Raw genomic sequence first — 12,460 nt, forward strand, 5'->3', positions numbered from 1 at the left:
ATCAGCCTGGATGCTGGGCCCAACCTGGCCATTTGCAGGGCATCGCACGCATGCGGTGCTACCCCGCGAGCTACCTAGCGCCGTGCGGAATCGGTCTGCCGCACGGCGCTAAGAATTCCACGCAGGATCTCTATGGGCGGCGGTGGACAGCCGGGCACGGTTACGTCGACCGGGATCACATTGGCGACACCGCCGCAGCTCGCATAGCTCTCGCCGAAGATCCCGCCGGTGCAACCGCAGTCGCCTACCGCCACCACCAGTTTCGGCTCCGGGGTTGCCGCGTAAGTGCGCCGCAGGGCCTCCTCCATATGACGCGAAACGGGCCCGGTCACCAGCAGCATGTCGGCATGGCGCGGGCTGGCGACGAATTTGATGCCCAGGCCTTCGATGTTGTAGTAAGGATTGCCGAGTGCGTGGATTTCCAGCTCGCAGCCATTGCACGAACCTGCGTCGACCTGCCGGATCGTCAGCGCCCGGCCCAGAATGTCGAGCAGTTCGCGGTGGATGCGCTGGATAGAGGAGGCGGCCTCGCCGGCGGTGGGCGGCGCCGGCTCAGTAACAATGCCGGTGCGGACGATCTGCTTGAGAATTTGCCACATCAAAGGTCGTGCCCCGCATAGCTGAGGTTGAAGGATTTGTTGATCAGCGGAAAGTCCGGCACGATGTTGCCAATGATGGCGTGTTCGAGCACCGGCCAGTTTTGCCACGAAGGGTCGTGGCAATGGCAGCGGAGGATGCGGCCGTCATCGGCGAGTTCGAGCGCGACGAGGACTTCGCCACGCCAGCCCTCCACCCATCCTGCCCCGGTGGCGGCGCCGGCGGGCGCTTGCAGCGCGATTCGCGTGGCCCCGTCCGGCAAGCCTGCACAGATGGCACGGATCAGTCGCAGCGACTCCAGCGCCTCATCGAACCGCACCGCCACGCGGGCAGCAACGTCGCCGCCGCGGTGCGTGACCAGTTTCACGGCGAGGCTATCGTAGGGCGGCCAGGCATGGTCGCAGCGCAGGTCCGCCGCTCGGCCGCTGGCACGCCCGGCGAGCCCGGTCAGCCCAAGCTGGGCGGCAAGCTGTGGCGAGACGCGGCCCGCCCCGAGAAAGCGGTCCTGCAGGCCCGCATGTTCGTCGTACACCGCACGCAGTACGCGGACTTCCCGCTCGATGTCGTCGCACTGCTTCCGCAAGCGCTCAAGCATGGCTGGCGTCAAGTCGTGCGCAACGCCGCCCGGTACTATGGCGTCCATCATCAGCCGGTGGCCGAAAGCCTCTCCTGACAGCCGCTGCCAGTCTTCGCGCAGGCGCGAGAATTGCGCCAGGCCGAAAGCCAGCCCCGCGTCGTTGCCCAGCGCCCCCAGGTCACCCAGGTGATTGGCCACTCGCTCACGCTCGAGCATCAGGGCACGCAGCCAGTTTGCCCGCGGCGGGGGCGCGCAGTCCCAGGCAGACTCCAGCGCCATGCAATAGGCCCAGGCATAAGCCACGGTGGAATCGCCCGAGACCCGGCCGGCCAGCCGGTAGCCCTCGAGCGGCGCGAGCTCGGTGAAACGCCGCTCGATGCCCTTGTGTGTGTAGCCCAGGTGTTCTTCCAGCCGCAGCACCTTCTCGCCGACCACGGAAAAGCGGAAGTGGCCGGGTTCAATGATGCCGGCATGCACCGGGCCGACGGCGATCTCGTGTACCCCGTCGCCCTCCACGCGCACGAAAGGATAGTCGGCGGGCAGTGTGCCAGCCGTGGCCGCACCCACCTGTGCTCCGCTTGCCAGCGGTCGTGTCCCTGGCGACCACAGGCCGTGGTCCAGCCAGGGGCGGGCATCGCGGCTGTCCTGCACGGCGATACCCACCAGGTCGGTCATGGCACGCTGCATGCGGCCTGCGCATGGGAATATGCTGGTCAGATCCGGCACAGACAGCGCGACGCCATCAAGCCGTAGTTCGAGCCATATCAGTCCCCGCGGCGTGGCGTACGTCACGCATGCCGCCAACGTACCGCCGATGGCACGCCGGTCGACGCCCCATAGCGCGACGAGGCGCCCGTCCGCGTCCGCCACCGCACGGGCCGTAGCGAACCAGCCGTCTTGCCCGACCTGGCCATGCCAGACTGGCAGCGGCGCGGGCAGCCGGTCCAAAGCGAGGCTGAGATCTGACGGTGTCATCGGTTCAGCTCCCAAGCATTGCGGCTGCCTGCCGGTACCAGGTGTTGAGATAGGGCGGAATATAGAGGCCCAGCATCAGCCCCAAAGCGAGGTGCGTGAACACCGGGACCAGCGCTGGCGGATGCGCCAGCGGCTTGAGCGTGGTGTCGCCGAACACCATCGGTTGCACCCGGCTGAACACAGCGGCGAATGCCAAGCCGAGTGCGATCAGCAGGAAGGGCGTGGCCCACGGCTGCTCGCGCATGGCGGTCGTGACGATCAGGAACTCGCTGGCGAAGACCCCGAACGGCGGCATGCCCAGGATGGCGAGCGCGCCTACCATCAGGCCCCAGCCGACTGTGGGGCTGACACGGATCAGCCCGCGGATGTCGTCCATGATTTGCGTGCCCGCTTTCTGCGTGGCGTGGCCGACGGCGAAGAAGATCGCCGACTTGACCAGCGAATGCACCGTCATGTGCAACAGGCCGGCATAGCTGGCGATCGGTCCGCCCATGCCAAAGGCGAAGGTCATCATGCCCATGTGCTCGATGGACGAATACGCGAACATGCGCTTGATGTCGCGCTGCCGGATCAGGAAGAAGACCGCCGCCACCACCGATACCAGGCCGAAGCCCATCATCAGATGGCCGGTGAGATGGTTGCCCAGTGCCGCATCGGTCAGCACCTTGCAGCGCAGCACGGCATAGAGCGCCACATTGAGCAGCAGCCCGGAGAGCACGGCGGACACCGGGGTCGGGCCCTCGGCGTGGGCGTCAGGCAGCCAGTTGTGCAGCGGGACCAGGCCGACCTTGGTGCCATAGCCGATAAACAGGAAGGCGAACGCCAGCGTGATGATGTTGGGATCGAGCTGGTGCTTGACCGCGTCCAGATTGGTCCACAGCAACGCGCCACCCTCCGGGCCGATGACTTTCTCGGCGGCCATGTAGAGCAGCACCGTGCCAAACAGCGCCTGGGCAATCCCCACCCCGCACAGGATGAAGTACTTCCATGCCGCCTCGAGGCTGGCGGCGGTGCGGTAGACGCTGACCAGCAGCACCGTGGTCAGTGTGGCGGCTTCCATCGCAACCCAGACGATGCCCATATTGTTGGTCGTCAGCGCCAGCAGCATGGTGAAGGTGAAGAGCTGGTACATGCTGTGGTACAGGCGCAGCCGCGGCGGCGTCATCTTGCCGTGGTCGTGCTCCACCCGCATGTACGGTCGCGAAAAGATCGAGGTGGTCAGGCCCACGAACGCAGTCAGCGCAACGAGAAAGGCGTTCAGCGGATCGATGTAGAACTCGCGCCCCCATGCCAGCATGGGGCCATTGGCGACGATCTGCGCCGTCAGCACGCAGGCGGCGAGGAAAGTGCCCAGGCTGAAGGCGACATTGATGTCGCGCGCGTGCTCGCGATGCCCCGTCAGCGCCAGCGCCAGCCCGCCGGCGAGCGGGGTTGCGAGCAACATGGCCAAGGCAATCAACTCAGTCCTCCTTCAGCTTCTCAAGGTGACGGATGTCCAGGCTGTCGAACTGCTCGCGGATCTGGAACATGAACACACCCAGGATCAGCACGCCGATCAGCACATCCAGCGCGATGCCCAGCTCGACCACCATCGGCATGCCATATGTCGCGGCGGTGGCTGCAAAGAAGAGGCCGTTCTCCATTGCCAGGAAACCGATGACCTGTGGCACCGCCTTCGAGCGCGTGATCATCATCAGGAAGGACAACAGCACGCAGGCCAGCGCGATGCCCAGCGTGCCGCTTGCCAGCTTCAGCGACAGCCGCGAGATTGGCATGGTGAGATTGAAGGCGAAGATCACCACCAGGATGCCGATCAGCATGGTGGTGGGAATGTTGATCAGCGTCTCGACGTCCCGGCGGATCTGGAGACGATCGATAACGCGGTGCAGCAGATAGGGGATGAGCAACACCTTGAGTATCAGGGTCAGGCCGGCAGACAGGTAAAGGTGCGGCTGGCCCGTCACGTAGCCCACAACGGCGGTGGCTAACGCCAGGGTCGCGCCCTGCAGCGTAAACAAGTTGATCAGCGAAAGGATCCGTCGCTGCGAGATCATGGCGAAGGCGAGGATCAGCAGCACCGCGCCGAGCAGGTTGACGAACTGGGTAAGGAGCGCAGTCATTGTTCTGTTCGTCAGTGAGCCAGCAGCAGGTGGACCAGCATGCCGATCACCGCCAGCAGAAAGGCGGTGGCCAGGAACTCCGGCACGCGGAAGATGCGCATCTTGGCGCTCGCCGTCTCCAGCGCCGCGAGCAGGATTCCACCCACGATGAGTTTGAACAGCAGCGCGGGCAGCGCCAGCAGCATGGCCAGGGGAGCTTGCGCTTCAGCGATTCCCCACGGAAAGAACAGCGCCAGGCCGATGCAGGAATAGGCAAACAGCTTCAGGCTTGCCGCCCACTCGAGGAGCGCCAGATGCCGGCCCGAGTATTCCAGGATCAGCGCCTCGTGGATCATCGTCAACTCAAGGTGGGTGGCGGGATTGTCGACCGGTATACGGGCGTTCTCCGCCAGCGATACCATGGTGAACGCAACGCCTGCAAAGGCCAGGCCCGGGTAGATGGCCAGGTCGCGGTGAGCAATCGTTTCGACAATGGTGGTGAGCGAGGTCGATTTGGAGACCAGCGAGGCGGAGAACAGCACCATCAGCAGCGCCGGTTCCGCCAGGAAGCCGATCAGCATCTCGCGCCGCGCACCCAGGGTTCCGAATGCGGTGCCGACGTCCATCGCGGCCAGCGAGATAAAGACCCGCGCCAGCGCGAACAGGCCGACCAGGGCGATCGCGTCGGCGGCCGGTGCCAGTGGCAGATCGGTGGAAACGGTAGGGATGATCGAGCAGGCGAGCGCCATGCAGCCGAACACTACGTAAGGCGTGGCGCGGAACAGCGGCGAAGCATTGTCTGCGACCACCGATTCCTTGTTGAACAGCTTGTGCAGCATTCGATATGGCTGCCAGACGCTGGGCGCCGATTTGTTCTGCAGCCAGGCCCGCCACTGATTGACCCATCCGGCCAGCAACGGCGCCAGCGTGATCGAGATCACGATCTCGAATAGCTGTGACAGGGCCCCGGTCAGGTTCATGCAACCCTCATCGCATCACGGCCAGCAGCGTGGCGGCCAGGGTCAGGAAACTGTACAGCAGGTATGCCGAGATGCGTCCCTGCTGCATCAGGCCGATCAGCCGGGCCAGATATGACGCCAGATCGATCACCGGGACATACAGCCAGCGCCAGAAGTGGTCCGCAACCGTGACACGGTAGCGCGGCAGTTCATCGAAAGGCGTCGGCAGGTCACGGTGCATCAGGAAAAACGGCTCGAAGATCTGGCGGATCGGCTGACCAAAACCCTCGGCAGTGTCCTGCATGCGTGCGGTGCCCCATGGGAAGCCGCAGGCCCAGGGCGGGCTGCGGCGAAGCCGGCCGTGATAAAAGCGGCGCACCAGCAGATAGGCGAGGGCAAAGCTGGCCAGAATGCCCAACAGGAAAATGACCGGCCCATAGCTGGCCTGAGCCAGGCCATTGGGCGCCAGCAGCCAGCCGCTGGCCGCGGTTCGTGCGCCGAGTCCGCTAGCCACCAGCTGCTGCGTCACCGGATCGATCAGTTGGACGAATTGGGTCGGCAGCAGGCCAAGCGCGAGGCAGCCCAGTGCCAGCCAGAGCATGCCCGCGCGTTCCCAGCGGCCGGCGTCGTGCGCGTGGGCCAGCCTGGGCTCGCGCGGCTGGCCGAGGAAGATCACGCCGAAGAACTTGACCATGGTGTAGCCAGCCAGGGCCGCCACCAGCGCGATCAATGCTGCGACCACCGGGATCAGCATGGTCAGTATCGGCTCGGGAAGACCCGGCGTGAACAGGAAGCTTTGCAGCAGCAGCCACTCCGAGACGAAACCGCCGAGCGGAGGCAGCCCCGCGCTGGCCAGCACGCCCAGCAGCGTCAGCCAGCCTACCCAAGGCATATAGCGAATCAATCCGCCCAGCTTACCGAGGCTTCTCTCCTCGGTGGCATGCAGCACGCTCCCGGTTCCCAGAAAGAGCAGGCTCTTGAAGAAGGCATGGCTGGCGACGTGGTAGAGCGCGGCCGTCAGGGCCAGGGCGGCCATTGGCTTCATACCGTAGGCCGAAAACAGGAGCGTCAGGCCCATGGCAACGAAGAGCAGGCCCATGTTCTCGATCGACGAATAGGCCAGAAGCCGCTTCATATCGGTCTGTACCGCGGCGAAGACCACGCCGAACAGCGCGGTGGCCAGTCCAATGGCCAGCAGCAATGCGCCCCACCACCACAGACGCACCTGCAGCAAGTCGAAGGACACGCGCAGCAGGCCGTAGATCGCCGTGTTGAGCATGACGCCGCTCATCATTGCCGATACCGGCGAGGGCGCTGCCGGATGTGCTTCCGGCAGCCAGATGTGCAGAGGCAGGACGCCTGCCTTGGCGCCGAACCCGAACAGTGCGAGCAGGAAACCGACAGAGGCCCAGACCGGCGTCAGCGCCTGCACGCGCATGTTGGCAAACGTATAGTCGCCAGTATTGGCCTGCAGCACACCAAAGCACAGCAGTATCGCGATCGCCCCGATGCGCGCCATCGTGATGTAGAGATAGCCGGCGGCGCGCACTTCGGCAATTCGGTGGTTCGCGGTCACGAGGAAGAACGACGACAACGCCATGGTTTCCCACATCACCATGAACGAGTAGGCGTCGTCTGCCAGGATCACCCCGGCCATGCTGGCGAGGAACAGGTGGTACTCAAGACAGAGCAGGCCCGGCGGCGTGCCTTCCCCCTTGCGGAAGTAGCCTGCCGCAAACGCCGAGATGCCGGCCGCCGCCCCTCCCATTACCATCAGGAAGTAGGCGGACAGGCTATCGAGCCGGAGGTGGAACGGCAGCGCGGGCAGGCCAATGGGCAGCACGGCAGCCTCAGGCGTGCCAAACACAGCGTGGAGCGCCAGGCCGAACAGCGCCAGCCCCAACAATCCACCAATCGGGAACAGTACGCGGGATACCAGGGCGAGCCGATGCAGCGCCAGCACACCTGCCACGCCGACAAGCAGCCAGGCCCCGACCACCACAAGCATCCAGTCGAGATGGAGCCATTGCGTGAGAGGGGGCACGCTGCTCATGGATCAGGCTCCACGACGGGTCGCACGGCGCCTTGTGGGAGGTGCCGCGTCGCGCCGCGACGACGCCTCCACCGGTGGCCTCTCGTTGCCAATGGCTTCCGCTTTGTCCGTATCCACGCCGCTGGGGACATATTGGACGCCATGCTGGGCCAGGTAGTCGCGGATAAGGCGTCGAATTACCTGCGAGGCGGTCAGATCCTGCTGTGCGCAAAGGCGCTCGAAGGCAGCCTTCTTGTTGGGATCGATGAGTAGCGTAAGCCGGGCGGTCTTTTGCTCCATGGGAGCCTCAACATGGCAATACGATGATTACATGAATCACATCATAGATGATGGCCATGCGAATCCAAAGGCCTAGACGCCACTATTCCTTGACCACCGATTCACGGCGGGTCCGACCGACGCTCGCGTGACTTATGCCGGGGTGCCAGCCTCGAAGCTGCGCTCGCTGGCCAGCCAGGCCATGAGCCTGGACGCCGCCAACCTCCGGGGTATCCTTCCCAAGAAGCGCTATATGCCGACGAGAACTTTGCAGGATCGTGTTGTTGACGGAATATCGGCAAAGGCGAAAGATCGCAAAGCTGACATGCCTCCCGACAATCACAATGACTTGCATGCATGCGAAGCGGCTTATCCCGGCCCTGTGCCTTGGCCTGCTTTCCCTGTCGACTTGCGCGGAGCGGCTTGCCGTCAGCATCGAGAACCTCAGCACGCCAGGCACGTGTGCGGAAGAGGACAATGTTTCATTCGCCTTTTCCGCTGCCGCAATTGGGAAGTTCCGGATCCAGGCATTGCATCCCGCTTATGTCAGCGCAGTCCGCACGGATCGCTCAGCGCCTGATTTCTCCGGGTGCAACTTCGGCGAAGCACCCCACCCAACCGATCCGCACCATGGTTTTGCGCCTCGCACGACCAGCCTTTATGACGGCGAACACATTGCCATTGTCGGCATCACGTTTGCGAGTTTCTGGCGGCCGCATCGGGTGCCTGTCACGGTTGCCGGCCGGCCGGATGCCGGCTTTCATCTGATCCAGGTGTTCCACAAGTCTGGCCGCACGCGCACTGAGGTCCTGGTCCTCTATCCCGCCGATGGCTACTGGCGCGCGAAACCGTTGCCGGCTCGCCACTTGGGTAGCAATACGTATGGCTCCTCTTTCCTGTTGGGGCCGATAGAGCGGGATGGGCGCCCAGTCGTAAATATTGCGCGGATCGAGATCGAGCCGGAGCCCATATCCATCAGGCTGCATTTCACGCGCGGAGGTCAGGCCAAGGTCACGATCACGGCAACCAGCGATATAGGCACCGCACTCAATGTTGAGTTCCTGCCGGCCTACGACGGCAAGCGACCTTTCGCGATGCTGCGCTCGATGTATGTTGCCGACGACAATGCGGACACGAGCGAGGCCACCTGGTGGACCGAGCCGGCGGCTGAAGCCTGCAGGAAGCCCGTGATGGCCGTCTCCTCAATGCACGCGACCGCTGTGCGATTCGGCCGGTCCGTTTGGTCGCGCCACAACACCAGCGCGCCCGACCTGATGTTCGACGCCTTCGAGTCGCCTGCCGCAAAGCTCCCGGGGCGAAAACACAACTAGCAGTGATGTGAAAAGTGATGCGCCGTGCCACTGGCTAATCATGGAATGTCGATCCTCCGCCACGCGGAAGCCCTGTTATTCCGGACAGGGCACACCCGGCTCGGTGGCCGACGATCACCCGGTTGCACCAGGTTGCACATTTCCTAAAATGTCCATCGGAAGCGGCCCAATCAGGCCGCAACTACAGGAGGGCACTATGGAACTTCATATGCATTCGCACCACTTCACGCGTCGAATGCCCGACTGGCGTGCCGCCGCAATCGCCGGCTTCTCCGCCGGGGTCGTCTTTCTGGTCATCGAAATGGTTGCCCTGTGGATGATGGGCGAAAATCCCCTCGGACCGCCGCGGATGATCGCTGCCATTGTCATGGGTCCCGACGTGCTGTCACAGGCTGGGACTGGCGCTGGCGTCATGCTGGCGGCACTGATTATTCACTTCGTGCTGTCGATCGTGTTCGGACTGATCCTGGCAGTCATCATGGCGCCGTTCAGCTTTGATTCGAGCGTTGGCATGGCGTCCCTGGCAGGGGCGGTATTCGGCGTTGCGGTGTACCTGATTAACTTCTATGGCATGACCCGGGTCTTCCCTTGGTTTGCCGAGGCGCGCGGCGGTGTGAGTTTTCTGGCGCACGTGGTATTTGGCCTGGTAGCCGCCGATGCTTATCTGAAACTTGAGAGAAAGGAAGCTGGTGCAAGCGAGGCGGACCTCACGGGATGACATCGCCTCCCGCTGATCTCAACAAGGGCGCAAGCCGCGGGCAATCGCACTGGCCTGCCGGCTGCTTTCCGCCCATCTTCAATTCGCGCGCTGGTCCGAAAGATGCCGGGCCAGCGCGCGATGCATTTGCGCCGATGGTTCCCGATGGCCACGTTGCGCTGGGAATTCCAATAGGCCGCGGCATCTAGCTTTTCCTGCTCGGCTACACAGCGCCGTAGCAGATTCGCATTCCAGGATGCCCCTTGCTTTCCTGCCTCCTTCAGGGCGGGTTTACCGGGCGCTTACGGTCACTCTGCGTTGTCGGGGCGGAAGCGCCCTGGCCGCCGGCTTGCCCCGCATTGCGGTCAACCTTGCCGCGCGCTTCCTCGCTCTTGTTCTTTTTGGCGCTCTCGCCGGAAGCGCTGCTGGCGGCCTGCACAGGCTGCTCCGCGCGCCTGCCAGTGTCAGTCCCTGGTGTTGGAGGGGAGCCATAGCGACCGCCCTGGGCCAAAGCCGCAACGGCCGTTAGCGAAAGTGCGGCGAGGCAGGCTAGCTTTTTCATTGCTGTCTCCTTTCATGTGGCATCGCGCGCTCCGAGGCCAGAGCGCGATGCTTTGTCTCACTATTGACCCGGCCCGTGGTGAGGCGATGCGCAAATCCACTTCCGATCTTTCGATGGCACCCCGGAAAGTGCTCTGGATGGTCATTATCAGCTTCACTAAGTGTAGGGAAAATGCGTTGCGCACTTTGCTCCAGTGAGCATCGCGGCCAAGCGCGCCTTGGTTACTGGATCTCCAGGACCCCTGCACCCAGCAAGTTTACAGAGCTATTACGATAACTTTTCTTATCGCAATAGCTGCATCGTTGCATCAAACCGGTGTGCATGAAAAACCGCCTCACCGGTTGCGGCGGACCAGGCGACCAGGGGCGCCGGCAGGGCACTTAATACTCCCCAGGCATCGCAAACGATACATTGGGCGGGAATAGTTCCGCGTGGAAGCCTGGTGCATGGACACCCTTCTTTTTCGATCCCGCCTGCCGCATCATTGCCTTGCCTGCGTTGGCACCGTCTTGCAGGAAGTTCATCAAGGGCCGCTGGACGGGCCGGGAAAAGTCTTCACATATCGGGCCAATCGACATGCATGCGCACCGCCTGTCCATCATCGTGGAGCATCTCTGGAACCGCGCGATACGGCGGCCGCAGCAGCTGGTCGTATTCTGTTTTGGCGTAACCGTGCTATTGCTGGGGCTGATCGCCGTGCGCGGCATGATCCTGCTGCGCGACCACGAAATGCAGTCGCTTCAGCAGACCCAGCAGCTGCGGGTGGCCGGGATCAGCCAGCTCCTGAGTGCCGAGAGCGAACGGCTCATATTCTTGCGCAACTACACCGAGCATCTGCTTGCGATCCAGAAGGGGCCATATGCCGTGCCTTCGGACGGACACCTGCAGGCCGCGTACGCCCACCGCGACGAGCCGGTCTGGGAGCTTCCAGTGCCGGAAGGCGATGCCGTGCTCTATGGCGTCGGGCCTGCGCAACTACAGGGCTTGCAGGGCTTCGAGCGCAGGGACGGCGATCTCGTCGCCGGCCTGTACGTCGCCCGGGCCCTGGGCTATCTCATCAGCACCGATCCCCCCACGGCGCCGGCCATTGAGCGCAAGCTGACGTACATCTCCAGCAACGGCTTCTTCGTCGCGCATCCGCCGGTCAGCCGGCAGGACGTGCCCGCCATCATGCAGCGGATCGCCCGCTCGGCCTACTTTCGCAATAACCTGCCGCAAGCCAACCCTTCCCGCGAGATGCGATGGAGCCTGCTACCCGCAGAGGACGGCCGTGACGACATGTACCTGACGCTCAGCGTGCCGCTCTACCTGGACGAACAGTTCCGCGGCGTCGCGGTAGTGGAGATCTCCCAGGACAGCCTCGATAACTACCTCATTGCCTCCACGCATACCGGTGTGCGCAGTTTCCTGATGGACGCCGAAGGCAATCTCCTGGCCAGCGGGGGCAGCGGGGGCAGCGTCAAGCCGGGAGCGCAATTCTCCTCCGTGGTCCCGCCGGCATGGCGGGACACGACTGCCAGGCAGTTGCTCAGCCGCGGCGCCGGCACGCTCAGATCCCCTGATGGCAGCAGGCTGCTGTTCCAGCGGGTCGGCGACACCAAGCTGTTGCTGGTCGACTATTTCTCGGCCTCCGATCTGCTGGAAGTCTTCATGTCCCAGATGAGCGTGCTGTTCGGCGCCAGTATCGTGTCGCTCGCATTGCTGCTGTGGGCCACGCTCAAGGCGGTGAGCGAGCTGTTTGCCCACTACCTGGAGCGAGGCGAGGCCTTGCGCGAGCTCGCGGAAACTGACCCGCTCACCGGCCTTGCCAACCGCCGAGTGTTCGAGTCCCGCTTCGCCATTGAGCGCAATCACCGCCGGCGCGATGACTCCGCGCTTTCCGTCCTCATGATCGATATCGACCGCTTCAAGCAGATCAATGACCAATGGGGACACGCCAGCGGTGACCGGGTGCTGAAGACAGTGGCGAGCGTCCTGCGCGAGACACTGCGAACGATTGACGTGCCCGCACGGATCGGCGGGGAGGAGTTCGCCGTACTGCTGCCGAAGACCGGCATTGCCGAAGCCCGGCAAGTGGCCGAACGTCTGCGCGAAGTGCTCGCCCAGACCCCGTGCGAACCGGCCTCCGAGACAAGCCCTGCCAGCCCGGCGCCGCGGATCTCGTTCACCGTCTCGATCGGCGCCGCGGAGGCCAGGATGGAGAGCTGCGACGAGCTGGACGCGCTGCTGATGGCGGCGGACAGGCGTTTGTACGCGGCAAAGGCAAACGGGAGAAATCGTGTGGTCAGCGACGACAGCGTGGTCGACGACCCCAGGCAGTTGACGCAGACCACGCCATAGCCGGTCAGTACC

The 12,460-nt window shown here is 63.9% G+C and carries 9 protein-coding genes and 1 pseudogene; 3 read left to right on the forward strand and 7 right to left on the reverse strand.

The window, feature by feature from the left end:
* Positions 1-74: 74 nt before the first annotated feature.
* The 7 genes and pseudogenes from RM96_RS31640 to RM96_RS40740 form a co-directional block, all read right to left on the reverse strand.
* Positions 75-599 (reverse strand): NADH-quinone oxidoreductase subunit B family protein, encoded by a 525-nt coding sequence (locus tag RM96_RS31640; protein WP_039015687.1) that lies wholly within the window; start codon positions 597-599, stop codon positions 75-77.
* The gene (locus RM96_RS31645; RefSeq protein ID WP_039015688.1) at positions 599-2,149 is read right to left on the reverse strand and encodes a hydrogenase large subunit; all 1,551 of its coding nucleotides are present in this window, start codon (positions 2,147-2,149) and stop codon (positions 599-601) included. The genes RM96_RS31640 and RM96_RS31645 overlap by 1 nt, the downstream gene beginning before the upstream one ends.
* A gap of 4 nt (positions 2,150-2,153) precedes the next feature.
* Positions 2,154-3,593, reverse strand: coding sequence for a hydrogenase 4 subunit F (locus RM96_RS31650; protein WP_039015729.1), 1,440 nt, complete (start codon positions 3,591-3,593; stop codon positions 2,154-2,156).
* A gap of 16 nt (positions 3,594-3,609) precedes the next feature.
* The gene (locus RM96_RS31655; RefSeq protein WP_039015689.1) at positions 3,610-4,269 is read right to left on the reverse strand and encodes a formate hydrogenlyase; all 660 of its coding nucleotides are present in this window, start codon (positions 4,267-4,269) and stop codon (positions 3,610-3,612) included.
* Between the two features lie 11 nt (positions 4,270-4,280).
* Positions 4,281-5,228, reverse strand: a complete 948-nt coding sequence (locus tag RM96_RS31660) for a respiratory chain complex I subunit 1 family protein (RefSeq protein ID WP_039015690.1) — start codon at positions 5,226-5,228, stop codon at positions 4,281-4,283.
* Between the two features lie 7 nt (positions 5,229-5,235).
* Entirely contained in the window at positions 5,236-7,260 is a 2,025-nt protein-coding gene (hyfB, locus tag RM96_RS31665) for a hydrogenase 4 subunit B (protein WP_039015691.1), read from the reverse strand.
* A gap of 129 nt (positions 7,261-7,389) precedes the next feature.
* Positions 7,390-7,539: pseudogene (locus RM96_RS40740) on the reverse strand (ribbon-helix-helix protein, CopG family); the annotation flags it as partial.
* Between the two features lie 332 nt (positions 7,540-7,871).
* Here RM96_RS40740 and RM96_RS31675 point away from each other — a divergent pair.
* From RM96_RS31675 to RM96_RS31690, 3 genes are all read left to right on the forward strand, one after another.
* Complete coding sequence (locus RM96_RS31675; RefSeq protein ID WP_039015693.1) at positions 7,872-8,849, forward strand: hypothetical protein; 978 nt, start codon at positions 7,872-7,874, stop codon at positions 8,847-8,849.
* A 196-nt stretch (positions 8,850-9,045) separates the two neighbouring features.
* Positions 9,046-9,567 (forward strand): hypothetical protein, encoded by a 522-nt coding sequence (locus RM96_RS31680; protein WP_039015694.1) that lies wholly within the window; start codon positions 9,046-9,048, stop codon positions 9,565-9,567.
* A gap of 1,246 nt (positions 9,568-10,813) precedes the next feature.
* A complete protein-coding gene (locus RM96_RS31690) occupies positions 10,814-12,448 on the forward strand; it encodes a diguanylate cyclase (protein WP_274520256.1) in 1,635 nt (544 codons plus the stop codon).
* The last annotated feature ends 12 nt before the right edge of the window (positions 12,449-12,460 follow it).

Source organism: Cupriavidus sp. IDO (assembly GCF_000812465.1).
In the GTDB taxonomy this organism is placed as follows: Bacteria; Pseudomonadota; Gammaproteobacteria; order Burkholderiales; family Burkholderiaceae; genus Cupriavidus.